Origin of the sequence: Pseudomonas citronellolis, from assembly GCF_001586155.1 — a bacterium.
Lineage (GTDB): Bacteria > Pseudomonadota > Gammaproteobacteria > Pseudomonadales > Pseudomonadaceae > Pseudomonas > Pseudomonas citronellolis.
Genome location: NZ_CP014158.1, coordinates 4,878,423 through 4,904,166 on the forward strand (window position 1 = coordinate 4,878,423; position 25,744 = coordinate 4,904,166).

The 25,744-nt window shown below is 66.6% G+C and carries 23 protein-coding genes; 3 read left to right on the top strand and 20 right to left on the bottom strand.

Going from position 1 to position 25,744, the window contains the following annotated elements; translation table 11 throughout:
- The first annotated feature begins 196 nt into the window (after positions 1–196).
- Complete coding sequence (locus tag PcP3B5_RS21190; RefSeq protein WP_061562325.1) at positions 197–1,456, top strand: OprD family porin; 1,260 nt, start codon at positions 197–199, stop codon at positions 1,454–1,456.
- A 3-nt stretch (positions 1,457–1,459) separates the two neighbouring features.
- Here the strand turns inward: PcP3B5_RS21190 and PcP3B5_RS21195 are convergent, their stop codons facing one another.
- The 13 genes from PcP3B5_RS21195 to PcP3B5_RS21255 all read right to left on the bottom strand — a co-directional run bounded on the left by PcP3B5_RS21195 (position 1,460) and on the right by PcP3B5_RS21255 (position 11,913).
- Positions 1,460–2,281 carry a hypothetical protein gene (locus tag PcP3B5_RS21195; protein ID WP_043270824.1) on the bottom strand — a complete coding sequence of 274 codons (822 nt, stop codon included), beginning with the start codon at positions 2,279–2,281 and terminating at the stop codon, positions 1,460–1,462.
- Positions 2,282–2,405: 124 nt separating this feature from the next.
- Positions 2,406–3,542, bottom strand: a complete 1,137-nt coding sequence (flhB, locus tag PcP3B5_RS21200) for a flagellar biosynthesis protein FlhB (RefSeq protein WP_061562326.1) — start codon at positions 3,540–3,542, stop codon at positions 2,406–2,408.
- On the bottom strand, positions 3,542–4,318 hold the full coding sequence (gene fliR, locus PcP3B5_RS21205; protein ID WP_061562327.1) for a flagellar biosynthetic protein FliR: 777 nt from the start codon (positions 4,316–4,318) through the stop codon (positions 3,542–3,544). The genes flhB and fliR overlap by 1 nt, the downstream gene beginning before the upstream one ends.
- Complete coding sequence (gene fliQ / locus PcP3B5_RS21210; protein WP_009621633.1) at positions 4,318–4,587, bottom strand: flagellar biosynthesis protein FliQ; 270 nt, start codon at positions 4,585–4,587, stop codon at positions 4,318–4,320. Before fliQ ends, fliR begins: the two co-directional genes overlap by 1 nt.
- Before the next feature lie 19 nt (positions 4,588–4,606).
- On the bottom strand, positions 4,607–5,386 hold the full coding sequence (gene fliP / locus PcP3B5_RS21215; RefSeq protein ID WP_061562328.1) for a flagellar type III secretion system pore protein FliP: 780 nt from the start codon (positions 5,384–5,386) through the stop codon (positions 4,607–4,609).
- Positions 5,383–5,868, bottom strand: a complete 486-nt coding sequence (gene fliO, locus PcP3B5_RS21220) for a flagellar biosynthetic protein FliO (RefSeq protein WP_082816384.1) — start codon at positions 5,866–5,868, stop codon at positions 5,383–5,385. The genes fliP and fliO overlap by 4 nt, the downstream gene beginning before the upstream one ends.
- Entirely contained in the window at positions 5,868–6,335 is a 468-nt protein-coding gene (gene fliN / locus PcP3B5_RS21225; protein ID WP_009621630.1) for a flagellar motor switch protein FliN, read from the bottom strand. The genes fliO and fliN overlap by 1 nt, the downstream gene beginning before the upstream one ends.
- A 25-nt stretch (positions 6,336–6,360) precedes the next feature.
- Positions 6,361–7,332: a flagellar motor switch protein FliM gene (gene fliM / locus PcP3B5_RS21230; RefSeq protein WP_009621629.1), complete on the bottom strand. Its 972-nt coding sequence runs from the start codon at positions 7,330–7,332 to the stop codon at positions 6,361–6,363.
- Positions 7,333–7,342: 10 nt separating this feature from the next.
- A complete protein-coding gene (fliL, locus tag PcP3B5_RS21235; protein WP_009621628.1) occupies positions 7,343–7,855 on the bottom strand; it encodes a flagellar basal body-associated protein FliL in 513 nt (170 codons plus the stop codon).
- Positions 7,856–8,139: 284 nt separating this feature from the next.
- A complete protein-coding gene (locus tag PcP3B5_RS21240; RefSeq protein WP_061562329.1) occupies positions 8,140–9,417 on the bottom strand; it encodes a flagellar hook-length control protein FliK in 1,278 nt (425 codons plus the stop codon).
- A 73-nt stretch (positions 9,418–9,490) separates the two neighbouring features.
- Positions 9,491–9,841, bottom strand: a complete 351-nt coding sequence (locus PcP3B5_RS21245; protein WP_009621625.1) for an Hpt domain-containing protein — start codon at positions 9,839–9,841, stop codon at positions 9,491–9,493.
- A gap of 53 nt (positions 9,842–9,894) precedes the next feature.
- Positions 9,895–11,595, bottom strand: coding sequence for an ATP-binding SpoIIE family protein phosphatase (locus PcP3B5_RS21250; RefSeq protein WP_082816385.1), 1,701 nt, complete (start codon positions 11,593–11,595; stop codon positions 9,895–9,897).
- 12 nt (positions 11,596–11,607) lie between these two features.
- Entirely contained in the window at positions 11,608–11,913 is a 306-nt protein-coding gene (locus PcP3B5_RS21255; RefSeq protein ID WP_009621621.1) for an STAS domain-containing protein, read from the bottom strand.
- Between the two features lie 214 nt (positions 11,914–12,127).
- Between PcP3B5_RS21255 and PcP3B5_RS21260 the strand changes: the two genes are divergently transcribed.
- Entirely contained in the window at positions 12,128–12,841 is a 714-nt protein-coding gene (locus PcP3B5_RS21260; RefSeq protein ID WP_061562330.1) for a TorF family putative porin, read from the top strand.
- 348 nt (positions 12,842–13,189) lie between these two features.
- Here PcP3B5_RS21260 and PcP3B5_RS21265 read toward each other — a convergent pair whose 3' ends face one another.
- Positions 13,190–14,188, bottom strand: a complete 999-nt coding sequence (locus tag PcP3B5_RS21265; protein WP_061562331.1) for an AraC family transcriptional regulator — start codon at positions 14,186–14,188, stop codon at positions 13,190–13,192.
- 129 nt (positions 14,189–14,317) lie between these two features.
- On the opposite strand from PcP3B5_RS21265, the gene PcP3B5_RS21270 reads away from it, so the two are divergent.
- Positions 14,318–14,635 (top strand): Mpo1-like protein, encoded by a 318-nt coding sequence (locus PcP3B5_RS21270; RefSeq protein ID WP_061562332.1) that lies wholly within the window; start codon positions 14,318–14,320, stop codon positions 14,633–14,635.
- 93 nt (positions 14,636–14,728) lie between these two features.
- On the opposite strand, the gene PcP3B5_RS31580 is transcribed toward PcP3B5_RS21270, so the two are convergent.
- From PcP3B5_RS31580 to PcP3B5_RS21285, 6 genes are all read right to left on the bottom strand, one after another.
- A complete protein-coding gene (locus PcP3B5_RS31580) occupies positions 14,729–14,956 on the bottom strand; it encodes an Imm32 family immunity protein (RefSeq protein ID WP_134163402.1) in 228 nt (75 codons plus the stop codon).
- 218 nt (positions 14,957–15,174) lie between these two features.
- Entirely contained in the window at positions 15,175–15,570 is a 396-nt protein-coding gene (locus PcP3B5_RS31585; protein WP_145923933.1) for a hypothetical protein, read from the bottom strand.
- A gap of 917 nt (positions 15,571–16,487) precedes the next feature.
- On the bottom strand, positions 16,488–16,670 hold the full coding sequence (locus PcP3B5_RS31595; protein ID WP_134163399.1) for a hypothetical protein: 183 nt from the start codon (positions 16,668–16,670) through the stop codon (positions 16,488–16,490).
- A 225-nt stretch (positions 16,671–16,895) separates the two neighbouring features.
- A complete protein-coding gene (locus PcP3B5_RS21275) occupies positions 16,896–19,565 on the bottom strand; it encodes an RHS repeat-associated core domain-containing protein (protein WP_082816386.1) in 2,670 nt (889 codons plus the stop codon).
- A gap of 14 nt (positions 19,566–19,579) precedes the next feature.
- On the bottom strand, positions 19,580–21,043 hold the full coding sequence (locus tag PcP3B5_RS21280; protein WP_061562333.1) for a DUF6531 domain-containing protein: 1,464 nt from the start codon (positions 21,041–21,043) through the stop codon (positions 19,580–19,582).
- 199 nt (positions 21,044–21,242) lie between these two features.
- Positions 21,243–25,574, bottom strand: coding sequence for a DEAD/DEAH box helicase (locus PcP3B5_RS21285; protein ID WP_145923934.1), 4,332 nt, complete (start codon positions 25,572–25,574; stop codon positions 21,243–21,245).
- Between the last annotated feature and the right edge of the window lie 170 nt (positions 25,575–25,744).

The following is a 25,744-nucleotide window of genomic DNA, read 5'->3' on the forward strand; positions in this document are numbered from 1 at the left end:
TGTAGACGCGGGATTCAAGGCTTTCTCAAGCAGGCAACGGCGCGCATTCCGCGGAAAACGGCCGATCCGCAGGAGGAAAGTTCCGGGTTGCTCCGGCATATCGTTAACAAATTAATTATGTGGTACAACCTCTCCCCGCTCGCTCCCGCCGAGGAGCGAAGAACAAGAACAAAACAAGAACAACAAGGGGAAGAGCATGTCCGCCACACACATTCAGAAGCGCATTCCGTTCCGCCTCGGCCTGTTGGCCACCGGCCTGCTGCCGCTGGCCGCCCAGGCCGATTTCATCGACGACAGCAGCGGCCGCCTGGACCTGCGCAACTTCTACCAGCTGCGCGACTACCGCCAGGACAACGCCGCGCAATCCCAGGCCGGCAACTGGTCCCAGGCCTTCGTCCTGCGCCTGCAGTCGGGCTTCACCGAAGGCCCCATCGGCTTCGGCCTGGACGCCACCGGGCTGCTCGGCGTCAAGCTCGATTCCGGGCGCGGGCGCAGCGGCGACGGCACCCTGCCCTTCGGGCCGAACTCCCGCGAGCCGGTGGACGACTACAGCCACGCCGGGCTGACCGCCAAGCTGCGCTATTCGAAGACGCAGTTGAATATCGGCCTGCTGGAGCCGCAGCTGCCGGTGGTGTTCCGCGACGACGTGCGCCTGATGCCGCAGACCTTCGACGGCGCCCTGCTGACCTCCAACGAGATCGACAAGCTGACGCTCACCGCCGGCCAGCTGTGGAAGTCGCGCACCCGCGAGTCGGCGGGCAACGACGACATGTACATCATGGGCCGCAGCAAGGCCTTCGCCAGCGACGAGTTCAACCTCGCCGGCGCCAGCTACGCCTTCACCCCGAACCTGACCGCCAGCTACTTCTACGGCCAGCTCAAGGACATCTACCAGCAGCACTACTACGGCCTGGTGCACACCCTGCCGCTGGCCGAGGGCCTGTCGCTGCGCAGCGACCTGCGCTACTTCGACAGCGACGACGACGGCAAGGCCATCTCCGGCCCGGTGGACAACCGCAACCTGAGCATGATGTTCACCCTGCGCGCCGGCGCCCACGCCATCGGCGTGGCCTACCAGAAAATGATCGGCGACGACGGCTTCCCCACCCTCAACGGCTACACCCCGCCCTACTCGCACAACCTGATGACCATCCAGACCTTCACCCAGCCGGGGGAGAAGTCCTGGCAGCTGCGCTACGACTACGACTTCGCCTCCCTCGGCGTTCCCGGCCTGAGCTTCATGACCCGCTACACCCGCGGCGACGACATCCGCCGTGGCGCGGGCCTGGGGGACGGCCACGAGTACGAGCGCGACAGCGACCTGGCCTACACCCTGCAGGACGGGCCGCTCAAGGGGCTGTCGCTGCGCTGGCGCAACGTGACCGCGCGCAGCAGCCATGGCGCGGACATGGACGAGAACCGCCTGATCGCCAACTACAGCATCCCCATCTGGTGAGCCTCAGGCGGCCGCCCGCCGCCGCGCGCGCGGATCGCCCGGCAGGTAGGCGCCGGTGACCAGGCGCCAGGCCTCGGAAGTGCGCTTGCCGGGCACCCCGTCGATCTTGACGAAGACGCCCGGGAAGCTGTTCAGCCAGGTCTGCAGTTCCTCCACCCGGCGCACCTCGGCGGCGTCCTCGGAGAGGCTCATGGAGTAGTTCACCAGCAGCGGCTGGGCCGCGCTCGGCTTGGGCTGGTCGACGAACTCCAGCAGGCCGCGCTCGGCCATGCGCCGCAGCAGCACCGCGGCGCCGCACTGCCTGGATTGGGCGCTATCGGACCAGGTGCCGTCCTGCACGTACTTGCCGCTCTGGTAGTGGTTGCAATAGCTCCACAGGTAGGGCGAGAGCACGTGGGGGTGGTACAGCCGGTAGCCGAAGCCGTTGTAGGCCTCCAGCTGGTAGAGGGTGCCGGCCAGGCTCCAGTCGGTGGCGGCGCCCAGGCGCTTCAGGCGCAGGGCGTCCTCGGCGCTTTCCTCCCAGGTGAACGGCGGCTTGCCCTCCTTCGGCCGCCCCGCCGGCACCTGCACGGTGCGCGCCGTCAGCGGGTCGCCGTTGTGCAGGTGGCGGTCGAAGCGCAAGCCGCTTTCCATGCAGTGCACCACGCCGATGAAGCCCCAGGGGATGCCCAGGGCCTTGCCGACCTCGGCGTAGCGCGGCTGGTTGTCCTCGATGCGCTCGACCAGCGCCTCCACCTCGGCGGCGCGCGCCGGGCGGATCTGGCAGCTGTTGAAGAGTTGTTCGTATTCGCCGCGCAGCGCGGCGGTCAGCAATACCTTGGCCATGGCAGCAATCCCGTGTTGTGGTCCGACTCCGTTCAGGTCGTACCACGGCACGCGCCACCGGCCCTCAAGTGAAAGTGAAGGCCGCCAGCGGCAGCCGTCAATGGCGGGCGACGAACGCGGTGCCTCACTCGTCGCGGCGCAGGTCCGGCGGGATGGGCACGTCGGGCATCGGCCCCGGGCGCTTGCCCTTGCCGGCGCGGAACTGCCTGAGCTGGTAGACGTAGGCCAGCACCTGGGCCACCGCCAGGTAGAGGCCGGCGGGAATCTCCTGGTCCAGCTCGGTGGAGTAGTAGACCGCACGGGCCAGGGCCGGCGACTCCAGCACCGTGACCTTGTGCTCCTGGGCCACCTCGCGGATCTTCAGGGCGAGGAAGTCGTTGCCCTTGGCCAGCAGGCGCGGCGCGCCGCCGGCCGCGGCGTCGTACTTCAGGGCCACGGCGAAGTGCGTCGGGTTGGTGATCACCACGTCGGCATCGGGCACCGCCTGCATCATGCGCCGCTGCGCCATCTCGCGCTGCAGGCGGCGGACCTTGGCCTTGACCTCGGGCTTGCCCTCGGAGTCCTTGTACTCGTCGCGCACTTCCTGCTTGGTCATCAGCAGCTTCTGGCGGTTGTCCCAGAGCTGGTAGGGCACGTCCACGGCGGCGATCAGCAGCAGGCTGCAGGCCATCCAGAAGGAGCTCCAGCCCACCACCTTGACGCTTTCCACGATGGCCGTCTGCAGCGGCTGGTGCAGCAGCGCCAGCAGGGCTTCCTTGTCCGAGCGCAGCACCAGCACCGCCACCGCCAGCACCACGACGAACTTGATCAGCGCCTTGAACAGCTCCAGCACCGACTTGGCGGAGAACATCCGCTTGATCCCTTCCAGCGGGTTCATGCGGCTGAACTTGGGCGCCAGGGCCTCGCCGGAGAACAGCCAGCCGCCCAGGGAGATGGGCCCGATCAGCGCGGCGCAGAGCAGCACCAGCAGGATCGGCCAGAGCCCCTCGGCGGCCCCGCGCGCGGCGGTGCCCAGCAATTGCAGCATGCTCTCGCTGCGCATCGCCGTCTCGCGGGACATCTCGAAGCTGTTGCGCATCACTCCCATCAGCACCTCGGCCAGGTGCGCGCCATAGACCAGCAGCGCGCCGGCCCCGGCCATCAGCACGGAGAGGGTGTTGAGCTCGCGGGAACGCGGCAGCTGGCCTTTCTTGCGGGCCTCGCGGCGACGTTTCTCCGTGGGTTCCTCTGTCTTGTCCTGGCCGCTCTCGCTTTCCGCCATCAGCTCGCTCCCACCAGTTCACGGAGCAGCGCCAGGGCCTCGCGGACGAGGTCCTGGTACTGCGAGAGGATTTCGGCGGTGCCGATCCAGACGATGATGAAGCCCATCACCAGGGTCAGCGGGAAGCCGATGGAGAAGATGTTCAGTTGCGGCGCGGCGCGGGTCATGGCGCCGAAGGCTAGGTTCACCACCAGCAGCGCGGTGACCGCCGGCAGGGCGATCAGCAGGCCGCCGCCGAGCACCCAGCCGAGCTTGCCGGCCACGGTGTACAGGTGCTCGCCCGACAGGCCCTGGCCCACCGGCAGGGTGACGAAGCTCTCGGCGATCACCTCCAGCACCACCAGGTGGCCGTTCATGGCCAGGAACAGCAGGGTCACCAGCAGGCTGAAGAACTGCCCCATCACCGGCACCGAGATGCCGTTGGCCGGGTCCACGGTGGAGGCGAAGCCCAGGCCCATCTGCATCGACAGCAACTGCCCGGCGACCACGAAGACATGGAAGAACAGCTGCAGGGTGAAGCCAAGCATGGCGCCGATCAGCACCTGCTCGCCCACCAGCAGCATGGCGCGCAGGTTCAGGGCGTCGACCTGGGGCATCGGCGGCAGCGTCGGCACCAGCACCACGGCGATGGCCAGCGACAGGTACAGGCGCACCCGCGCCGGGACCATCTGGTTGCTGAAGATCGGCATGGTCATCAGCAGCGCGGCGATGCGGAACAGCGGCAGCACGAAGCTGCCGACCCAGGCGCCGATCTGCGCGTTGGTGAGTTCCAGCATCAGCCGATCAGCGTGGGGATACTGGTGATCAGGCCCTGGGTGTACTCCATCAGCTCGCGCACCAGCCAGGGGCCGAGGACGATCAGGGTGCCGAGGGTCACCAGCAGGCGCGGCAGGAAGCTCAGGGTCTGCTCGTTGATCTGCGTGGCGGCCTGGAACATGGCCACCACCAGGCCCACCAGCAGGCTCGGCAGCACCAGGATGGCGACCATCATGGCGGTCAGCCAGAGTGCCTGGCGGAACAGGTCGACGGCGACTTCCGGGGTCATGGCGCGCCCTCCTCTCTAGTCAAACGGTGCCGAAGCTGCCGGCCAGGGTGCCGATGATCAGCGCCCAGCCGTCCACCAGGACGAACAGCATGATCTTGAACGGCAGCGAGATGATCAGCGGCGACAGCATCATCATGCCCATCGCCATGAGCACGCTGGCCACCACCAGGTCGATGATCAGGAACGGGATGAAGATCATGAAGCCGATCTGGAACGCGGTCTTCAGCTCCGAGGTGACGAAGGCCGGGACCAGGATGGTCAGCGGCGTGGCGTCGGCGTTGGCGATGTCGGTGCGCTTGGACAGGCGCACGAACAGGTCCAGGTCCGACTGCCGCGTCTGCGCCAGCATGAACGACTTCAGCGGCACCTCGGCGCGGCTCAGCGCCTCCGGGGCCTGGATCTGCTCGTTCAGGTAGGGCTGCAGCGCGGTGCTGTTGACCTTGTCGAACACCGGCGCCATGACGAACAGGGTGAGGAACAGCGCAAGGCCGACGAGGATCTGGTTCGACGGCGTGGTCTGCAGGCCCAGCGCCTGGCGCAGGATGGCGAAGACGATGATGATCCGGGTGAAGCTGGTCATCAGCATGACGAACGCCGGGATGAAGCTCAGCGCCGTCATGATCAGCAGGATCTGCAGGCTGACCGAGTATTCCTGCTGGCCCTGCGGGTTGGTGGTCACGGTGATCGCCGAGACCTGCAGCGGGTCGGCGGCGAAGGCCTGGGGCGCGAGCAGCGCCAGCAGCACGGCCAGCAGCGGCAGGCAGCGGCGCAGTGCCTGGGCGAAGGCGGGGAAGCTCATTGCGGGCGGCCCTTGTCCTTGTTCAGCAGCTCCAGCAGGCGCTGGGCGAATTCCGGCGGCGCCGGCTGCTCGCCGGCCTCGACGCCGCGCACCGGCTCCTTGAGCACGTGCAGCGGGGTGATGCGCCCGGGGGTCAGGCCGAGGAGGATCTGCTCCTCGCCCACCTGCACCAGCAGCAGGCGGTCGCGCGGGCTCAGGGCCTGGCTGGCCACCAGCTTGATCGCCTGGTTGCCGCGCGGGCCGATCTGCTGCACCCGGCGCACCAGCCAGGCGAGCAGGAAGATCAGCGCCACCACCAGCACCAGGCCGAACAGCAGCTGCAGCAGCTGGGCCCCGGCGCTGCCGGTGATCAGGCTCGGCGAGGCGCTGGCGTGGACGATGGCCGGCGCCGGCGCGGCGGCCGGCTCCTCGGCGGCCCGGGCCAGGGGCAGCAGCCCCGCCAGCGGCAGGGCGCAGAACAGCGCGAACAGGCGGGCCATCATCAGCGCAGCTTCTTGATGCGTTCGCTGGGGCTGATCACGTCGGTCAGGCGGATGCCGAACTTCTCGTTCACCACCACCACCTCGCCGTGGGCGATCAGGGTGCCGTTGACCAGCACGTCCAGCGGCTCGCCGGCCAGGCGGTCGAGCTCGATCACCGAGCCCTGGTTGAGCTGCAGCAGGTTGCGGATGGTGATGTCGGTATGGCCGACCTCCATGGAGATGGTCACCGGGATGTCGAGGATGACGTCCAGGTTCGGCCCCTCCAGGCCGGCGATGGTCGGCGCCCGCGGCGCCATGCCGAACTCTTCCATGGGCGCGCGCGGCGCCACCGGGGCGGCCGGCGCGGCGTTGCCGGCCATCATCGCGTCGATGTCGTCCTGGCTGGCGTCGCCCGCCTCGGACAGGGCCGCGGCCCATTCGTCCGCCAGGGCCTGCTCCTCGGGGGTCACTTTGTCTTCATCTGCCATTGTCGGGTCCTCTGGGGGGATGCGCTCAGCGCGGGCGCTCGAGCGGATCGAGAATCTGGAAGGCCAGGTTGCCCTTGTGCGAACCCAGCTTGACCTTGAAGGAAGGCACGCCGTTGGCGCGCATCACCATGAATTCGGGCATCTCCACCGGGATCACGTCGCCCGGCTGCATGTGCAGGATGTCGCGCAGGCGCAGCTGACGGCGCACCACGGTGGCGTCCACCGGCACGTTGACGTCGAGGATGTCCTCGCGCAGGGCGTTCTGCCAGCGCTCGTCCTGGTCGTCGACGTCGGACTGGAAGCCGGCGTCGAGCATCTCGCGGATCGGCTCGATCATCGCGTAGGGCACAGTGATGTGCAGGTCGCCGCCGCCGCCGTCCAGCTCGATGTGGAAGGTGGAGACCACCACCACCTCGCTGGGGCTGACGATGTTGGCCATGGCCGGGTTCACTTCCGAGTTGACGTACTCGAAGGTGATCGGCAGCACCGCGCTCCAGGCCTCGGCCAGGTCGACGAAGGCCTGCTCGATGACCATGCGCACCACCCGCAGCTCGGTGGGGGTGAACTCGCGGCCCTCGATCTTGGCGTGGCGGCCGTCGCCACCGAAGAAGTTGTCCACCAGCTTGAACACCAGCTTGGCATCGAGGATGAACAGCGCGGTGCCGCGCAGCGGCTTCATCTTCACCAGGTTGAGGCTGGTGGGCACGTAGAGCGAATGCACGTACTCGCCGAACTTCATCACCTGTACGCCGCCCACGGCGACGTCGGCCGAGCGGCGCAGCAGGTTGAACATGCTGATGCGGGTGTAGCGGGCGAAGCGCTCGTTGATCATCTCCAGGGTCGGCATGCGACCGCGGACGATGCGGTCCTGGCTGGTCAGGTCGTAGGACTTGACCGCCGTGGGGTCGGAATCGACTTCGGTTTCCACCAGGCCGTCGTCGACGCCGTGCAGCAGCGCGTCGATTTCGTCCTGGGAGAGCAGATCTTGCACAGCCATGGCGGCTTACCTACTGGAGTACGAAATTGGTGAAAAGCACCTGTTCCACGGTCAACTGACCGGTGGCCTTCTTGGCCAGTTCCTGGATGCTGGCGGTCGCCTGCTGTCGCAGCATCTCCTTGCCCACCGGGGTGGTCAAGGCGTCGAAATTCTGGCTGGAGAACAGCATCACCAGTTGGTTGCGCACCAGCGGCATCTGTTCGCGCAGGGCGTCCAGCTGGGCCTGGTCGCGGCCCATCAGGGCCACGGCGACCTGCAGGTAGCGCTGCCGCCCGCCCTGGTTGAAGTTGACCACGAAGGACGGCGCCAGCACCTCGTAGAGCGCCGGTTTCTTGCCGCTGCCGGCCTCCGCGGCCGGCGCCTCGGCCGGCTTGGCGCCGCGGCTGAGGAAGAACCAGGTGCCGCCCACCGACGCCCCGACCGCCAGCAGGAAGGCCAGGCCCAGGATGATGATGAGCTTGAGCCGGCCCTTGCCGGCGCCGCCCTCGGCGGGTGGAGTGGTCTGCTGATCGTTCTTAGCCATGCCAGAAATCCGTCACTTGCGCGGTCCGTTGCCTGTCCATAAGGATAGGAGCAAGGGCTGTGCCAGGTCATGCCCGGCCGCCGCGGCGGATATTACAGGCTGCCGATGAGCGGAGCGAGGGGCGGCGTGCGGGATGGCGGAAGTGCGGGGCTTTGCGTTTGCGATGCCCATGCGACCGTGGCGATGGGTATCGCTTCGCTCAACGCCATCCTACGAGGGTGCTCCGCCGGCTCGCTCCTACGAAAGCGCTGCCAACCGGTGGTGTGGGAACGGCAGGGCCGGCGTCAGGCGTAATAATCCACCATCCCCAACCCACCCAGCTGCGGCCGCGCGCGGATCTCGCTGACGCCGCTGAGCACCGGCTCGTCGTCGCCTTCCGCGCCCGCCGTGGCCGCGCCGCCGCGGGCGTTGCCCTGCTGCTGGCCCTGGCCTTGCCAGCCGCGGGCCAGGGACTGGTCGGAGACGTTGACGTTGACCTGGTTCATGCCCTGCTGACCGAGCATCTCGCGCAGGCGGTGCTGCTGGCTGTCCAGGGCCTCGCGCACGCCGGCGCTGGCGCTGGCGAAGGTCACCTGGGTCTGGTCGCCGGTCATGTGGATGCGCACTTCCAGGCGCCCGAGGTCGGCCGGCTCCATCTGGATGTCGGCGGACTTCAGGTTCTGGCTGGACATCCACATCACCCGGTCCACCACCTGGTCGGTCCAGCCGTTCTGCTGCATGGCCACCGGCTGGCCGGGCACCTGCGGGTTGACCGGGCGGCTGGTGAGCGCCTGCTGGGTGCCGTTGAGCGCCTGGGTCATGGCCTCCAGGCGATGGGCGAAGCTCTCGTTGCGCGTCTCGGTCTTGGGCTGTGCCACGTCGTCGGCCAACTGCCCGGCCAGTTCGCCGGCGGCATCGGTGGTCTTGGCCTCGGTCGAACCCTGGGCGTCCTTGAGGCCGGCCAGCAGGCTGGTCATGTCCAGCTTGGCGTCGCCCTTGCCCTGGTCGTCGGTCAGCTTGAGGTTGATTTCACCCTTGCCGGCGGTGGGCAGTTGCAGGGCCTGGGTCACCTCCTCGGCGCCCGCTTCCGGCAACAGGGCCACGCCCTGGGCCTGGTTGAGCTTCTGCAGGTCGCCATCGCTGTTGGCGGCGTTGAGCTGGGCCTGGCCGAGCTGCGCGGCGCTGTCCTGCACCGGCGGCTGCGCGCCCATGGCCAGCGCCAGCAGCGGGTCGAGGCTGGGGTCGGGCGGCTGCTGGCCGCCGTCGTCGGTCGACGCCTGTTCCTGGGCCGGCAAGGGCTTGCCGCCATCGGCAACCTTTGGCTGCTCGCTGCCGGCTTCCGGCGCCTTGGCGCTGTCCTTGGCCGGCGCGTCGTCCTGCCCGCGCGGCTTGTCGCGGCTGGCCTTGGTTTGGGCCTGCGGGCGCTCCTTGGCGGCCGGCCGGCTCTCCTGGGCGTAGACGTCGGCGAAGCTGGAACCCTTGTCGTTGCTGGTGTTGGCCGAATCCTGCGCGGCCCTGGACGGGGATGTCCGGGGGCTCGCTGGCGCGGTCGGCGAAAGTAGGATGTCCGGGGCGACAGCCATCGGCGATCTCCGTTCTCGTTTGCGTCGATGACACGGAGATAGCAAGGGCCGGGCCAGTTTCCCGGATCGCTCGTCAGGAACGCTGCAGGCGCTGCTGGCGCAACAGGATGCGGACGATGGCGAACTCGCGTTCGACCTGCTCGATCAGCCCGGCGGCCTTGGCCATGTCGCCCTGCCGGGCGGCGTCTTCCAGGCGCTTGCACAGCGCGGCCAGGGCCGGCGCGCCCATGTTCCCGCAGCTGCCCTTGAAGCTGTGCGCGGCGTGGCGCAGGGCCTGGCCGTCGAGTTCCGCCAGGGCCTCGTGGAGGTTGCGCAGGCGCTCCTCGGAATCCGCGACGAAGGTGTCCAGCAACAGCGGAAACTCTTCCGCCATCACCTCCCGCAAAGCCTTCAGTACGGCATCGTCGAGATGCACATCGGACATTCGCTCGCTCCCTGGCTACCCGTGGCCAGGGCCGGCGCACGGGAAGTGCCGGATTATGCCTGAGCGGACCAGAAAAACTCCACGGACACCGACTTGCCGTCCGCCGACCACTGGCAGCGGTCGGCCAGGCTGCGCACCAGGGTCAGGCCGCGGCCGCTGAAGGAACCCGGCGCGCACTGCGCCTGGGCCTGCAGCACGGCATTGACGTCGAAGCCGTTGCCGCTGTCCTCCACCCGCACCAGCAGGCGGCCGCCGTCGCCATGGGGGGCGAGGTCGATGTGGAAGCGCACGAAGCCGTGATCGAGGCTTTCCAGGCGCCTGCGGCGTTCCTCGTAGTAGCGGGCGAAGCCCTGGGCGTCGCACTTCAGGCGCGACTCCAGGCCCATCACGCCGTGCTCCAGGGCATTGGAATAGAGCTCGGCGAGCACCGTGTACAGCGCCCCGCCGCGGGGGCGCAGGTCATGCACCTCCATCAGCAGCTGCAGCAGGAACGGCAGGGGGTTGAAGTGGCGCAGCGTGGGCGCGCGGAACTCGAAACTGCAGGACCAGTCCTGGGTGCCGCCCAGCCCGCTCTCGGAAAACGCCAGCGGCGGCCGCTGCAGGCTGGCGTCGGGCACCAGGGCCACTTCCAGCATGCTCAGATCGTCCTGGGCCTCGCCGCGGAAGCGCACCAGCGCCGCCTTCACCCCGTCGAACAGTTGCGAAGCATCGCGCTGTTCCTCGAACACCTGGCGCAGGCGCTGCTCGCCGAACATCTCGCCCTGCGGGTTGCTCGCCTCCAGCACGCCGTCGGAGAACAGCAGCACGCGGTCGCCGTCCTCCATGGGGAAGACTTCGCAGCGCTCGTCGAAGGCCGCCGGCTCCAGAATGCCCAGCGGCAGGTGGCGCGACACCAGAGGCTGGAGCTCTCGGCCCTGGCGGAACAGGTAGCCGTCGGGCAGGCCGCCGTTCCACACCTCCAGCAGGCCGCGCTGGAAGCTCAGGTTGAGCATGCTGGCGCAGCAGAACACCCCCACCGGCAGGATGCGCTTCAGCTTGGCGTTCATCTCGCGGAGGATGTCGGCGATCGGGTAGCCCTTGGCGGTCATGCCGTAGAACACCTCGGCCAGCGGCATGGCGCCGATGGCCGCCGGCAGGCCGTGGCCGGTGAAGTCGCCGAGCAGCACGTGCATGCCGCCGGAGGGCTTGTAGGCGGCCAGCAGCAGGTCGCCGTTGAACAGCGCGAAGGGCGACTGCAGGTAGCGGATGTTCGGCGCGTTCAGGCAGCCAGAATGCGCCACCTTGTCGAACACCGCCTTGGCCACCCGCTGCTCGTTGAGCAGGTGCTCGTTGTGCCGGGCGATCAGGTCGCGCTGCGCCAGCACCTCGCGCTGCAGGTGGTGCAGGCGGCCCATGGCGCGGATCTTGGCTTCGAGTATCACCCGGTTGTAGGGCTTGGAGAGGAAGTCGTCGCCGCCGGCCTCCAGGCTCTGCACCAGGGCCTCGGTCTCGCTCAGCGAGGTGAGGAAGATGATCGGCACCAGCTCCTCGCCGGCCTGGCGGCGGATCCGCCGGGCCGCCTCGAAGCCGTCCATCACCGGCATCAGGGCGTCCATCAGCACCAGTTGCGGGCGCTCCTGCTCGAACAGCGCCAGGGCTTCCAGGCCGTTGGCGGCGGTCAGCACGCGGTGGCCCTGGCGGCTGACGATGGTGGACAGCAGCAGGCGGTCGGCGGCGTTGTCGTCGGCGATCAGGACCGTGAGGAAGTTGGCCATGACCGCCACGGCTCAGGAGATGCGGAACAGTTGTTCGAAATTGGAGATGGAGAGGATCTTGCGCACGTCCGGGCTGCAGTGCACCAGGCTGATCTGCGCATGTTCGCCGCCGGCGTGGTCGCGCAGCAGCAGGAGCATGCCCAGCGCCGAGCTGTCCAGGTAGGTGGCGCCCTTGAGGTCGACGACGTAGCGCCGCGGGGTGGTCTCGACGCGCTCGTAGGCGTCGCGGAATTCCTGGTGCGCACCGAAGTCGAAGCGGCCCTGGACGACGATGGTCAGTTCCTGGCCGTCGGCCGAAGGTACGGATGTGATGGCCATGGAGGCCTCCCTACTGAATGGACTGCGCATGCTGGGGAAGATTTAGCAGCTAGTCCGCGGCCCGGCAACCTCGGCGAACGCCGGTACGCAAAGGTTCGCTCCGGCCGACAAATGGACCGCCGGTCATTGCCCGGTCAAGGAATGGCTTTACCCTGTAAAGGTGCGGAGGGGACCGCACCTGCCAAGGAGCATTTCGAAGATCTAGGGGGGAGCCATGATCATCCACCGTCTGCTGCTGGGCGCCACGCTGTGCGCCAGCCTGGCCGCCAATGCCCAGGTCATGCAGCGCCAACTCGGCGACTTCGACCTCAAGTTCGCCACCTCGCCGGCCCGCAGCATGGCCCAGGGCCTGGTCCAGCCCGGCGGCCTGGACAGCCTGCACGGCGGGCTCGACGCCAGCCACGACTCGGGCTGGTACTTCGGCGGCTGGGCCGCCAACCTGGAGCCGGACAAGCCCACCGAAGTCGATTCCTACGCCGGCTTCAAGCGCCCGCTGGGCAATGGCCGCCTCGGCTACGAGCTAGGCAGCATCCGCTACGTGCACCCGCAGCGGCCGGACCTGGACACCCAGGACGTCTACGGCGGCCTGTCGATCTTCGGCAGCCGCCTGGGCGCCGCCTACAGCAACAGCGCCGGGCGCAGCAGCGCCACCCTGTTCGCCGACCTGGGCCTGACGCCGCCGCTGGGCTTCGACCTGACGCTGAAGTACGCCAGCTACAGCCTGGAGAACCCGGTGAGCGTGACCAATGGCTACGTCAGCGGCTTCAACGACTGGTCAGTGAACCTCAGCCGCCCCTGGCTGGGCCTGGACCTGAACTTCTCCTACAGCGGCAGCAGCCTGAGCGGGACGGACTGCACCGCCTATTCCGGCCACAACGCCTATTGCGACAGCGCCGTGACCTTCAAGGCGTCGCGGTCGTTCTTCTGAGCCTGCGCGGATAATCGCGGACGGAGTCCGCTCCTACGGTTCCAGGAGACACGGGCGTAGGAGCAACCGTCTTGCCGGCTGCACCGAGATGCGCCTCAACGGATGGGTTGAGCCTTGGCGAAACCCATGCGGTTGCGGTGATGGGTATCGCTTCGCTCAACACCATCCTACGAAAAGCCATGCTCGCTCATGCGGTAGGACCTTGTCCGCGATGGCCGGAGGTATCGGCGCGATTCGCGGATGAGATCCGCTCCTGCGGGTTGCCCCATACGCCACAGCCATGTAGGAGCGCGCCCTGCGCGCGATTTGCGGGCAGGGCCCGCTCCTACAGTCAGCGCCCGCGACCGCCTACAACCGCTCCCGGTACTCCCCCGGCGTCACCCCGAACCAGCGGCGGAAGGCGCGGAAGAAGTTGCTAGGCTCGGAGAACCCCAGCAGGTAGGCGATCTCCAGCAGCGTCATGTGCGGCGTCGCCAGGTACTGCTGGGCCAGCTCGCGGCGGGTGTCGTCGAGCAGTTGCTGGTAGCTGCTGCCCTCCTCCTGCAGGCGCCGCTGCAGGGTGCGCTCGGACAGGTGGAGGATTTCCGCCACCACCTCGCGCCGCGGCTCGCCCTGGGGCAGCAGGCGGCACAGCACCTGGCGCGTCTGGTGGCTGAAGCGGCTGCTGCCGAAGCGCGCCAGGTACTCGCCGGCGAAACGGTCGTGCAGGCGCGCCAGTTCGGCGTTGGCCGTGGGCAGCGGCGCGTTCATGTCCTCGTGGGAAAACAACATGGCGCACTGCCCGTGGCCATGGCTGAGCGGCGCCTGGAACAGCGCCTGGTAGGGCGCCAGGTCGACCGGCGGTTCGCCCGCCAGGCGGACCTCCAGCGGGCGGATGTCGCGCCCGGTGATCCAGCGCACCAGGGCGATCATGCTGGCCAGCGAACTTTCCGCGCTCTGCCGTGGCGGCAACAGGCGGTCGCCATGCACCTGCACGCTGAACAGGCAGCCCTCGGGCAGGCGGCGGAAACTCACGTCCGCCCCCTCGGCGATGATCCGCTGGTAACGCTCCAGGCGCTCGAAGGCCTCGGCCAGGGTGCGGCTGGACATCATCGAATACCCCAGCACCGGAAACGCCGGGGTGTGCACGCGGGCGAAATTGAGGGCGATGGCCGGATTGCCGCTGCGCTGCACGGCCAGCTGCCACAGGCGCGTCATGTCGTCCTGGGGGAAACGCGCGTCCGGGTCGGCGAGGACGGCAAGGTCCAGGCCCAGCTCGGCGAACAGCTCGCGGCTGTCCAGCCCCTCCAGCTCGATGGCAAGGAGGATCCCACGAACCCAACTGGACAGGGTGGTACGCTCAGGCATCTCGGTTCTTCTTGTTGTCAGCGCGCGCAAGGAATGGCGGGGTTGGATACTAAACTGGCTGCAGGGGTCATCTGCAAGTCATCGGCCGCCTTCGTAGACTGCGGCCATCACAACAACAGGAGGTGCGCCATGACCACCCACACCGCCGAGCGTTTCCACAGCTTCGCCGAGTTCTACCCCTTCTACCTGCAGGAACACAGCAACCCCACCTGCCGCCGCCTGCACTACGTGGGCAGCCTGCTGGTGCTGGCGATCCTCGCCTACGCCATCGTCAGCGGCAACCTGCTGTGGCTCATCGCCCTGCCCTTCGCCGGCTACGGCTTCGCCTGGGTCGGCCACTTCGTCTTCGAAAAGAACCGCCCGGCCACCTTCAAGTACCCGCTGTGGTCGTTCATGGGCGACTGGGTGATGCTCAAGGATGCTTTTACGGGGCGGATTCGGTTCTGAGGTTGCTCTGCTGTAACAGATTGCCCTTAAAAATTAGCGCTATTGCAAAGCAATAGCGCTTCGGGGTCTCTCTAATACGCAGCTTCAGAATTCCTATGAAACCACCGTCATGACGACAATATCAGCAGAGTCGGAATCCAAACCGCCCACAAAATCACTGAAGTGAATGTGATCAGACATACACTCTGCCAGACCTTCTATCCTCTTAGCCGCTAAAACGAGCATATCAGCCAAGCTTCGAAGTTCTGACGATGTGGCAACGATAGAAACCTCTTGAAGCTCTTTCAGCACATCAGAGCCCTCGTACCCATATAATTTCACGCAAATCTCCTATGCACACCGACCGAATTGCTCACAAGGAATTATCCACAACCCTGCCGACCAAACTTACACTCAACCCAAGAACATTTAAAATTTCTTGAAAACCAATACAACAGTATGACTCCATTGAAAGTAGAGTTTAGAGCCATGCGGAGCAAAACTATAGACAAGGCGCCACGATCCGTTCTCGAGTCGCAGCAACCCTGTCACATACACACTTATATAGCCTCTACAGCCAGACTTATTTTCAATTCAGACAACTCCGAAATCAACGAACCATCAAACTCAAACCCCATTCCTCCTGAGAGACTTACGTAATACTCAATACGTCCTCCTGTAGTCACAACCTCTCTGATTAATTCACCAGATCGCTGGAGCTCTTCATTTGCAGAGCTTAATACAAAAGAAAGGTCTTGAGAGGCATTATCGATCAAATCAAAACAACAGTAAGTCTCCTTATACACTCCGCTAAGCGGGGTGCCTTTCGGAGTAGCACGCGACTCTCCACAACTCCACTGCCTCACTAGCTCCAAGTTTATACTAGGGTATATACCCTGAGCTGGAATGGTAGGATGCCATATTCTAAGGGATGTCTTTAGATGCTTCTTACTCATGGCAAGTAATCCTCAAATGGCCCATGATTTTCAGCTTCACCTTCGTGATCCCCGGTAATGGCATCTCCATCAGGCGTTACCCCTGTCCAATCTTTAGGCCCCGCAATTCATTATCTGACACCCTGAACCGGATAGCCTGAACACCCTGCTGGGAAAATTGATGCAGCAGTTCGCTAACTTTCAGGATCGATGTAAAGCTCTAACTGGCTCTCAGCCACTTCCGTTGAAGCGCCGCCCTCAAACTCGACTACATATACAACTCCTTCCGGGAAGGACCTCAAAAACTCGCCTCTCCGAGTTTCAAATACCCCAACAACCCAAGCCTTATTTCCTGGGCGCGCATTTAAAGGAGCTGTGTTGTTAGCTGTAACGATGTCGTCGTAGTTAAACTTAGGCATAGTTAATATATCGGTAGATGAGGATTGCCATCAGGAGTTGTCACTCCTAGCCTGTGTCCATGAGGTCCCTGAGCACGAGGGTCAGATTGATTCCGATGCCCTCCTCGACCCAGTCGGTCTCCCGTTGGTTTACCGTCTGCACCCACGACTTGTTAGTAGTCGCCATTCGGTGAACTGTTAACACTCTGCCCAGGCTCAACGGGGATTGCGTTTCCGTTCCCATCAACAACGATTACCGGTTCATCGATGGGACCTACATACGGGTTAGTGTTACCTTCGCCATCGCTTGCATCATCACCGCCAGCTACTTCGTTCCATACGTTGCTACAGGCTTCCGCAAACCGCTGGCAGGTACCAGTGACATAGCAGCCCAGCGATACCTGCCCCGGCAGCTGTTGCACCATATCCAACCCAGCCAACACTGGGGATAAAACACAACCCAGCGGCGGCAGGCGTCAAGCCTTTAGGATCTGAGTACTTCAGCGGATTTGCGAAGCCTTCTTCAAGGTGTCCCTAACTTCACTCCTTATCATGGAAAATTTTTTTCAATACATAATCAGAAACCCCAGCCAAGATAAAAAACACTACAACCTGCACCCATCTAGCGCTAGAATAAAAAATAGCATCAAGAACTGGCCTACATGCATAAACCAAAAACGCAATCACCACAAAAACCAAAGCATAAACGACTCTAATCTTCATCACACCACCAAAATGCTAAAAAACTTCATATACAAAAACTTACCATATTTAATACTGCTTTTCTTTGGAGCACTATTACTGACAAACGAATCCGAATTAAATATATCCATACACAGCAGAATACTAGAGAGAAATGATCATGAAGCCCTAAAAATAGAAGGTCAGTACATCCTGGGACTACTGACCTTATTTTTCTCAATTTACAAAATCCTAAGGAATCGATAATCAGCCATCAAGTGGGCAAGATTTTCTTTCCTCCAGGCTCTCACACTCGAAGGAGCACAGAGAGGACTGATAAGCAAACTCACACCCCTGAGAGGCTGCCAAACCTATTTTTTCCTTTCTTGTAAGAGCTGCAATTCCTGCGCCAGGCACAAGACAAACGGCCGAAACATTTGCTGGTGCATCTCCTCTCGCCATACAGGAGGAGTAACACTGATTATATCGCTCGTTGTTAAAACTCACTGTCCTCCAACTATTATCACCCGTACTCCAAGAAGGAGCATAAGGACTCCCGCTATCGCAAACATACTGTGTATCTCCCCATTCGGACTTGAAAGCTGTACATTTCAACCCCATCGGATCAAACAGCGTTAAAGGATTTCCTTCAACGTAGCTGTAAGTATTCAACCCACCCTCAAGCCCAATCGGATCACTCTCCACATACCGCCCGGTCTGCGGGTCGTAGTCCCTGAAGTAGTTGTAGTGCAGGCCGCTCTCGGCGTCGTAGTACTGCCCAGGGAAGCGCAGGTTCACCACGGTGTTGTCCGGGCTGCTGGGCTGGCCGTTGCCGAAGGCGTCGGATTGCCATTGCCAGGCCAGGCGCTGGTCGTCGTCGCTGGCCAGCCGCGGGGTGTCGAGGTGGTCGCTGTGCAGGTAGAGCACGCGAGGGTTGCCGGGGTGGCCCTGGTCGTCGTAGGCCGTGCTCAGGGTGGCCAGGGGCAGGCGGTCGAGCCACAGGTAGTACTGTTCGCGGCGGGGCTGGCCATTCCGATCGTAGGCGGCTTCGCCGAGCAGTTGGCCGTCGGGGCCGTAGAGGTAGGTGGTGAAGCCTTGCGCGGTCAGCTTGGCGATGCGCTGGCCATGGGCGTTGTAGCGGTACTGGGCGACTTCCTGGCCGTCGATCCGCACGTTCGCCAGGCGGCCCTGGGCGTCATAGCCGAGCAGGCGGCTGGCGCGGTCCTGGAGCAGGTTGCCGGCGGCATCGCTGGTCACCGTGTGGCCATTGAGGGCGGTGAGGCGGTTGCTGTCGCTGGCGTAGCGGTAGCTGTCCTGCAGGGATTCGCCGTCGGCCAGGCGCGTGGCGCTCTTCTCGGTGCGGTTGCCCACGGCGTCGTAGCCGTAGCGGCGCTCGGCCTGGCTGCTGCGTTCCGTGGTCAGGCGGTCCAGGGGGTCGTACTGGTAGTCCAGCGTGCCCCAGAGGCTGTGGGCCAGTTGGGTGATGTTGCCGTTGGCGTCGTGCCGGTAGTCGCTCTGCCAGGGGCCGATGCGCTGGCGGATCAGTTGGTAGTCCTGGTCGTACTCGCGGGCCAGGCTGATGCCGTTGGCCCAGCTCAGGCGTTGCAGGGGGCCGAAGGGCAGATAGGCGATATCGCTGGCCAGGACGAGGGGCGCCTGGCTGCCTACGCCCAGGGTGACGCTGCTCACCTGGCCGCCGGCATTGCGCGGGTAGCCGAGGGTGTAGCCGGACGGATAGCCGATGCCAACCAGGCGGTCGGCGGCGTCGTACTGGAAGCTCAGGGACTCTTCCAGTACCTGGCCGTTGACGCTCAGGCTGCGCGCCTGCTGCACCAGGTTGCCGCGCGCGTCATAGCGATAGGCGAGACGGCCGCTGCCATCCTCGATGGCCGTCAGGCGGCCGATGCCGTGGTTGCCGTCGGCACTGCCGTCGTACTGGTAGCGCACGTCGAAGGCCGGGGTGGCCGGGTAGCGGCGTTCGCTCAGGCGGTTCAGGGCGTCGTAGCTGAACTCCACCACCACGCCACGCGCATCGGTCTGGCGGATGACGTTGCCGGCTGCGTCGTACTCGAAGTGGGTGGTGCCGCTGTCGGGGCTGATGCGCTGGGTGAGGTTGCCCAGGCCGTCATACACATAACGCGTCGTGACGCCGCGGGGATCGCGGACCTGGGTGAGGTTGTCCTGGGCGTCGTAGGTCAGCTGGGTGACGCCATCGAGCGCGTCGGTATGGCTGACCAGGCGATCGAGGGCGTCGAACGCCTGGGTGCTGGCGTACTGGCGCGGGTTGGTCCGGCCGGTGGGGTTGTCGTTGAGATCGTACCGGTAGCGGTGGGTCTGGCCGGCGGCGCCGACCGAGCGCAGCAGCCGGCCGAGTTCGTCGTACACCCACTGCTGCTGTCGCACCAGGCTGCCGCTGGCGTCCTTCAGCCGCTGCGCCGTGCGGTTGCCCTGGGCGTCGACGTCGTATTCCAGGCGCTCGCCGAGGTTGTTGGCGATGGCCACCAGGCGCCGCGCGTCGTCGTAGGTGTAGGCCAGCCAGCTGCCGTCGCCACGGGTCAGGCGGGTGATCTGCCCGACCGCGTCGTATTCGAAGCGGGTGGTGCTGCCGGCGCTGCCGATGGACGCCAGACGCGCGTCGATGCCGCTGTAGGTCAGGGTGCTGACCACGCCGTTGGCGTCGGTGAGGGTGCCGGGGTTGCCGCGCTCGTCGTGGTCGGCCAGGCGAGTGACGTGGCCAAGGGCGTTGGTCACGGCGGTGAGGTTGCCCTTGGCGTCGTAGCTGTAGCGGGTGATGTCCTGCACGTCGGTGCGCGGGCCGTCGGCGCTCTCGATCAGGCCCAGGTCGTTGTAGCTGTAGGACCAGCTGCGCTCGGCGGCCTGGGCGGGATGCCCAAGCAATATCGCCAGGGACAGGGCGCCGAATAATTTCGTTTTCATGTCAGCCTCCTTGCTCAAAGCGCTTCGGTGGTTTGCGCAATGACGCGACCACGGTTGTCGTACTGGTAGCGGGTGACCTGCCCCGGCTCGGTGACGCTCAACGGCAGCGCGAAGGTCGGATGCCAGGTGGTGGTGATGGTGCGTGCCTGCGGCGTGCCGGCCGCTTCGGTGCGCGAGACTTCCAGGCCGCGCTCGTCGTACTGGTGGGTGGTCAGGTTGCCGTTCCAGTCGGTTCGGCTGGCCGGCAGCCCATTGGCCAGGTAGGTGACCTGCTGGCTGGCGGCCGGGCAGTGGGCGCTGGCTTCGCCGTCCCGGCGGGTGACCAGGCGGCGCTGGTCGAAGGTCTGGTAGTGGTAGAGCGTCGACTTGCCCAGCGGGTTGGTGATCCGCACGCGGTTGGCATCGAGATAGGCGAATTGCACGGTGCCGGCCTCGCCGGCATGGCTGCTGGAGGTGGCGCGCCCCTGGCCGTCATAGGTCCAGGTGGCGAAGCGCAGGCCGCGGGCGTCGGTGATTCCCGTGAGCAGGTGCGGGCGCTCGGCGACTTCGTAGTGGTAGTGCTGTTCTTCGTCGCCACGCAGGACGCTGGCGAGGCGGCCGTGCTCGTCGTAGCGGTAGCTGATGCTCCAGTTGCCGAACTGCAGGTTCGCCAGCCGTTCACCGGCGTAGCCGAGGGTGATCTGGCGGCCGCCCGCATCGCTGATCCGGACCAGCCGGCCAGCCGCATCCCGGGCAAAATGCAGGCTGCTGCCGAGCACCGGATCGAGGCGTTTCAACTGCCCGAGCGCATCGTAGGTTTCGACGCTGGCGTCGGCGCCGGTGAGGCTCCAACCGCCATGGTCGGGCAGTTCGACCAGCGTGAGTCGCTCGTCGGCGGAAGCCGTCCACTTGCCCGCCACGCGGGTGAAGGCCACTGCCCGGCCATCGTCGCGATAGGCCTTGAGCCGGTCGGCCGTGAGCTTGGCGATACGCTGGTTCCAGCCATGGCTCCAGCCGACGCCGAGGTCGCCGGCCTGGTTGCGGCTGCTCCAGTAGTTGCGGCTGAACCCCAGCCGCGAACCGGGCACGCTCAGGTCGACCTCGATCTGCACCTTCTGCCCGGTGGCGCCAAGGATGGGATTGCTGTCATTGCATTCGTTGCTCTGGCATTGCGCGCAGCACTGGCCGCTGCCATCCAGCACGCCGCTGGGGCACAGGTCCGGCCCGCCGGAAAGGTAGACGGAGGAGAAGTGGTAGGTGTCGGGAAGCCAGCGACCGAACAATTTGCGTTCGACCGTGAAGCGGCAGAAGGCTTCGCCACCGATGTCGGTGAGCGAATAGTTGTTGATGCGCCATTGCTGGCGGGGATTCTGCTCACGCTTCTGGAGCAGCAGGCGGATGCCCTCGCCCTGTTCGCAGGCCGCTTCGGCCGAGGGCCAGGCGGTCCTCGTCGCGTCGTGCCACTGGTATTGCGCCAGGCTGGCCTGGCTGGCTAACAAGGCTCCCAACCCTGGGAGCAGGCAATGCAGAACTAGACGGGGGCGCATGCTTGGGTCCTCCATGAACAGTGGAGGCCCCAGTCAAGCGATGGCGGCAGGCGAAGAACGTTAACGCCTAGCCACTCCTGAAATCAGAAGAACATCCCACGCCGATCGAGGACACTGCCTACGCGCAGAACACCCTCTCTGACAGATGCATCTAGAGGCGCCGGATCAGTAGCTCCCGCGCCTTCGCCATTTCCTCCGCCGGCAGTTCCGCCCAGAGCACCGGCTTGCCGGCGATGAGCGCGCCCAGGGCGGCGCCGTCGCGGTAGAGCACGCGGTTGCCGGCGACTGCCGCTACCTTGCTGCCCGGCAGCAGGGTGCCGGCGAGGTTGAGTGGGTCCACCGCCGAGAGCACCAGGTATTCGCCGTCCTTTTCGCGCCGGCGCACCTCGCGCAGCAGGCCGACGGCCTCGGGCAGGGCGAACTGTTCGCCGGTGAGGCCGGCGACGAAGCGCCCGCCGCGGATTTCCCCGCGGGCTTCCAGGCGATGGTAGACGCGCAGCAGGTCGCGCCAGGGCGGCAGCCAGTCGGCCTCGCGCTCCAGCACGCGCCAGCAGACCACGCCGTAGCGGCGCAGCAGGGTCATGGCCACGTGCTCCAGCACTTCCGCCTGCAGGCGTGGCGGCTGGCCTTCGATCAGCTCGTTGCGCGGGCGGCGCAGCAGCGCCCAGCGGCCGGCGTCGGCCATGCCGAATAGTGGGGCGCACGCCCGGCGCTCCTGGCGGCTGCGCTTGGCCGCCGGCAGCAGCAGCGCGCGCAGGCCGGCAAAACTGTCGGCGTTCACCCGGCCCACCGCCACCAGTTCGCCCAGGGCCACTTCCAGTTCGCTGCGCAGCAGGTGCGCCTCGCTGGTGAGCTCGTCGAAGAACAGCGCGCCCTGCTCCTGCAACGCTTGCAACACCTTCTGCGCCTTCGAGGACAGCTCGGGCTCCGGCGCATCGGCGCAGAGCGCGCCCCACAGCGGCAACTGGCGGCGCGGCAGCAGGACGATGGGCGTGCTGCGCAGCGGGCCGGCGCCGCTGCGCCCGCGCGCCGTGCCGCGGCTGGGCAGGCGCGCCCAGACCAGGCGGCCGGCGCGGCACAGGTCGTCCAGCCAGTTGATGCCGTAGTCGGCCACCCGCGCCGGCAGCAGGTCGCTTTCCCAGGCCCCGGCGGCGGCCTGGAAGCCTTCCAGCTGGCTGAGCACGCCGGCCAGGGCCTCGGCGCCGCGCGCCCGGGTGGTTCTGGAGACGCGCTGCCAGTCGAACAGGAAGCGCATGAAGTCGGCGCGCTCCACCGGCTCGATCTCGCGGCGCAGGCGGCGCACCGTGTAGCGGTGGATGCGTGCCAGCAGGTGGCGCTCGCACCACTCCTCGTCGTCGATGCCGGGGCTGAAGCGGCCGCGCAGCACGTAGCCCTCGCGCTCAAGGCCGGCCAGGGCGAAGGCGATGTCGGCGGGCGGCAGGTCGAGGTCCATGGCCAGTTGCGCCTCGGTGCGCGGGCCGAAGCCGGTCAGGCGCGCGCGCAGCAGTTCCAGGCGTGCATCCTCGGCGGACCAGCCTTCCTGCAACGCCAGCGGCAGGTCCAGCTCGGGCGCCAGCCGTGGCTGTGGATAGACCGCCCGCAACTGGCTGAGGCGTTCGGCGGCCACCCAGAGGTCGGCCGCGCCGCTGCGCAGGCGCGTCGCCCGCCCGGCCTTGGCCAGGCGCCCGAGCAGCAGTTCCCAGCCCAGGTTGGCGCGGGCTTCCTCGGCGAGGATGCAGCCCAGGCCGGTCAGCGCCTCGTGCATCTCGTCGGCGTCGCGGGCCTCGGGCCAGGCTTCGGCGCGCACCGCGGCGATGGCCTCGGGGTCGAGGGCGCCGAGGTCGTCGGCGGATTCCGGGTCGCTCCAGCGCCGGCTCAGCACGGCCTGGGTGCGGCGTTCTTCCAGCGGGGCGTCGTCGAGGTAGGCGTAGGGGCTGGCGCTCAGCACTTCCGCCGCCAGCGGCGAAGGCGCCGGCAGATCGCGGGCGTGCAGCGCCACCTCGCCGGCCTCCATGCGCCGCAGCAGAGCCAGCCAGCCGTCGCAGTCCATGGCTTCGTGCAGGCAGTCGTCGAGGGTCTGGGCCACCAGCGGGTGGTCGGGAATCTCGCGCTCGCCGACGATGTTCTCCAGGCACGCCACCTGGTCGGGAAACACCGCCGCCAGCAGGTCCTCGCTGCGCATGCGTTGCAGTTGCGGCGCCACCTTGCGCCCGCCGCGGAAGCGCGGCAGGGCCAGCGAGGTGGTGGCGTTCCAGCGCCAGCGCACACCGAACAGCGGCGCGTCGAGCAGGGCCTGGATCAGCACGTGTTCTGCGCTCTTCGAGTTCAGGTAGCGCCACACCTCGTCCAGCGGGAAGCTGTGGCTGGTGGACAGCGAGAGGATGATGGCGTCCTCGGTGGCCGCCGCCTGCAGCTCGAAGTTGAAGGTGCGGCAGAAGCGCTTGCGCAGGGCCAGGCCCCAAGCGCGGTTGATGCGGCTGCCGTAGGGCGAGTGCAGCACCAGTTGCATACCGCCGGATTCGTCGAAGAAGCGCTCCAGCACCAGCGCCGACTGGCTCGGCAGCACGCCGAGGGCGGCGCGGGCGCGGGCCAGGTATTCCACCAGTTGCCGGGCCGCGGCTTCCTGCAGGCCCAGCTCGTCCTCCAGCCAGCGCAGCGCCGGGGCCAGGGGCGCGTCGCTGCCCTGCCCTTCGGCGAGCAAGGCGTCCAGGCGCTCGCGCAGGCGCGACACGCTCACCGACAGCTCGTCGCTGCGCCCGGGCGCCTCGCCCAGCCAGAACGGGATGTTCGGCGGCAGGCCCTGGGCGTCCTCGACGCGCACCTTGCCCGGCTCCACGCGGAGGATGCGATAGGAGACGTTGCCCAGCTGGAACACGTCGCCGGCCAGGCTTTCCACGGCGAAGTCCTCGTTCACCGTGCCCACGGTCAGGCCCTGGGGCTCCAGCAACACCTGGTAGTCGCCGGCGTCGGGAATGGTGCCGCCGGAGGTCACCGCGGTCAGCCGAGCGCCGCGCCGGCCACGCAGCAGGCCGTGGACGCCGTCGCGGTGCAGGTAGGCGCCGCGCTGGCCGTTGCGGCTGGCGTAGCCCTCGGCGAGCATGCGCAGCACCGCGTCGAAACGCTCGCGCGGCAGGCCGGCGTAGGGCTGGGCGTGGCTCAGCAGCTGGAACAGCTCGTCCTCGCGCCATTCGCGGCAGGCCACTTCCGCGACTATCTGCTGGGCCAGCACGTCCAGCGGCGCGCGGGGGATCGCCAGGGCGTCCAGTTCGTCGCGGCGCACGCTGTCGAGCAGCGCCACGCATTCGATCAGCTCGTCGCGGGAGGTGGGGAACAGCCGCCCTTTCGGCGTGCCGCCGACGCTGTGCCCGGAACGCCCGACGCGCTGCAGGAAAGAGGCGATGGAGCGCGGCGAGGCGACCTGGCAGACCAGCTCGACGTCGCCGATGTCGATGCCCAGCTCCAGCGAGGCGGTGGCCACCAGCACCTTCAGGCGCCCGGCCTTGAGCCGCTGCTCGGCGCCCAGGCGCTGTTCCTTGGACAGGCTGCCGTGGTGCGCGGCGACCTTGTCTATCCCCAGGCGCTCGCCCAGGTGGCGGGTGATGCGCTCGGCCAGCCGGCGGGTGTTGACGAAGACCAGGGTGGTGCGGTGCTCCTCGGCCAGCGCGGCGAGGCGGTCGTAGACGCTGTCCCAGACCTCGTGGGACATCACCGCCTCCAGCGGCGCCGGCGGCACTTCGATGCCCAGGTCGCGGGCGCGGCTGTAGCCGATGTCGACGATGCGGCAGTCGGCGTTGCCGCAGAGGAACCGCGCCACCGCCTCGATGGGTTTCTGCGTGGCGGACAGGCCGATGCGCACCAGCGGCTCGGCGCACAGGGCCTGCAGGCGCTCCAGCGACAGCGCCAGGTGGCTGCCGCGCTTGCTGCCGGCCAGGGCGTGGATTTCGTCGACGATGACGCTGCGCGCGCCGGCCAGCATCTGCCGCCCGGAGTCGGAGCCGAGCAGCACGTAGAGCGATTCCGGGGTAGTGACCAGGATGTGCGGCGGCCGCCGGCGCATGGCCTCGCGCTCGCCCTGGCTGGTGTCGCCGGTGCGCACCGCGCTGCGGATGTCCACGACCGGTAGGCCCTGGCGCTCAAGCTCGGCACGGATGCCGGCCAGGGGTTCTTCCAGGTTGATGCGGATGTCGTTGGACAGCGCCTTGAGCGGCGAGACGTAGACCACGCAGGTGCGGTCCGGCAGCTCGCCGCCGTTGGCCAGGCCCTCGCGCACCAGTTGGTCGATGGCCGAGAGGAAGGCGGTGAGGGTCTTGCCCGAGCCGGTGGGCGCGGCCACCAGGGTCGAGCGCCCAGCGCGGATCGACGGCCAGGCCTGCACCTGGGCCGGGGTGGGCGCGGCGAAGTGGCGGGCGAACCAGGCGGCGACGGCGGGGTGGAAACCCTGCAGGACGTCGGCGGGCGTGGCGCTGCTGGCGAGTCGGTTCATGGGCACCAATATGGTGGCGGCGGGCGAGGCCCTCAAGCACCGCCGATCGTGGCTGGCCTGGCGCGGCGCAGGCATCGCGCGGCCAGGTCACGGGGGACCGAAGGAAACAGCCTCAGCACTCTACACAAACGACAGCGCCCCTCGGAGATCACCTACAAGCAGTACGGGCA

Bases quoted from the DNA above. Each gene is read 5' to 3' on its own strand.
- PcP3B5_RS21275 (WP_082816386.1), bottom strand. From the start codon at position 19,565: ATGAAAACGAAATTATTCGGCGCCCTGTCCCTGGCGATATTGCTTGGG.
- fliM (WP_009621629.1), bottom strand. From the start codon at position 7,332: ATGGCTGTGCAAGATCTGCTCTCCCAGGACGAAATCGACGCGCTGCTG.
- PcP3B5_RS21265 (WP_061562331.1), bottom strand. From the start codon at position 14,188: ATGCCTGAGCGTACCACCCTGTCCAGTTGGGTTCGTGGGATCCTCCTT.
- fliP (WP_061562328.1), bottom strand. From the start codon at position 5,386: ATGAGCTTCCCCGCCTTCGCCCAGGCACTGCGCCGCTGCCTGCCGCTG.
- PcP3B5_RS21245 (WP_009621625.1), bottom strand. From the start codon at position 9,841: ATGTCCGATGTGCATCTCGACGATGCCGTACTGAAGGCTTTGCGGGAG.
- PcP3B5_RS31585 (WP_145923933.1), bottom strand. From the start codon at position 15,570: ATGAGTAAGAAGCATCTAAAGACATCCCTTAGAATATGGCATCCTACC.
- fliQ (WP_009621633.1), bottom strand. From the start codon at position 4,587: ATGACCCCGGAAGTCGCCGTCGACCTGTTCCGCCAGGCACTCTGGCTG.
- PcP3B5_RS21190 (WP_061562325.1), top strand. From the start codon at position 197: ATGTCCGCCACACACATTCAGAAGCGCATTCCGTTCCGCCTCGGCCTG.
- fliL (WP_009621628.1), bottom strand. From the start codon at position 7,855: ATGGCTAAGAACGATCAGCAGACCACTCCACCCGCCGAGGGCGGCGCC.
- PcP3B5_RS31595 (WP_134163399.1), bottom strand. From the start codon at position 16,670: ATGAAGATTAGAGTCGTTTATGCTTTGGTTTTTGTGGTGATTGCGTTT.
- PcP3B5_RS21195 (WP_043270824.1), bottom strand. From the start codon at position 2,281: ATGGCCAAGGTATTGCTGACCGCCGCGCTGCGCGGCGAATACGAACAA.
- PcP3B5_RS21260 (WP_061562330.1), top strand. From the start codon at position 12,128: ATGATCATCCACCGTCTGCTGCTGGGCGCCACGCTGTGCGCCAGCCTG.
- fliN (WP_009621630.1), bottom strand. From the start codon at position 6,335: ATGGCAGATGAAGACAAAGTGACCCCCGAGGAGCAGGCCCTGGCGGAC.
- fliR (WP_061562327.1), bottom strand. From the start codon at position 4,318: ATGCTGGAACTCACCAACGCGCAGATCGGCGCCTGGGTCGGCAGCTTC.
- PcP3B5_RS21255 (WP_009621621.1), bottom strand. From the start codon at position 11,913: ATGGCCATCACATCCGTACCTTCGGCCGACGGCCAGGAACTGACCATC.
- flhB (WP_061562326.1), bottom strand. From the start codon at position 3,542: ATGGCGGAAAGCGAGAGCGGCCAGGACAAGACAGAGGAACCCACGGAG.
- PcP3B5_RS21285 (WP_145923934.1), bottom strand. From the start codon at position 25,574: ATGAACCGACTCGCCAGCAGCGCCACGCCCGCCGACGTCCTGCAGGGT.
- PcP3B5_RS21240 (WP_061562329.1), bottom strand. From the start codon at position 9,417: ATGGCTGTCGCCCCGGACATCCTACTTTCGCCGACCGCGCCAGCGAGC.
- PcP3B5_RS21250 (WP_082816385.1), bottom strand. From the start codon at position 11,595: ATGGCCAACTTCCTCACGGTCCTGATCGCCGACGACAACGCCGCCGAC.
- fliO (WP_082816384.1), bottom strand. From the start codon at position 5,868: ATGATGGCCCGCCTGTTCGCGCTGTTCTGCGCCCTGCCGCTGGCGGGG.
- PcP3B5_RS21270 (WP_061562332.1), top strand. From the start codon at position 14,318: ATGACCACCCACACCGCCGAGCGTTTCCACAGCTTCGCCGAGTTCTAC.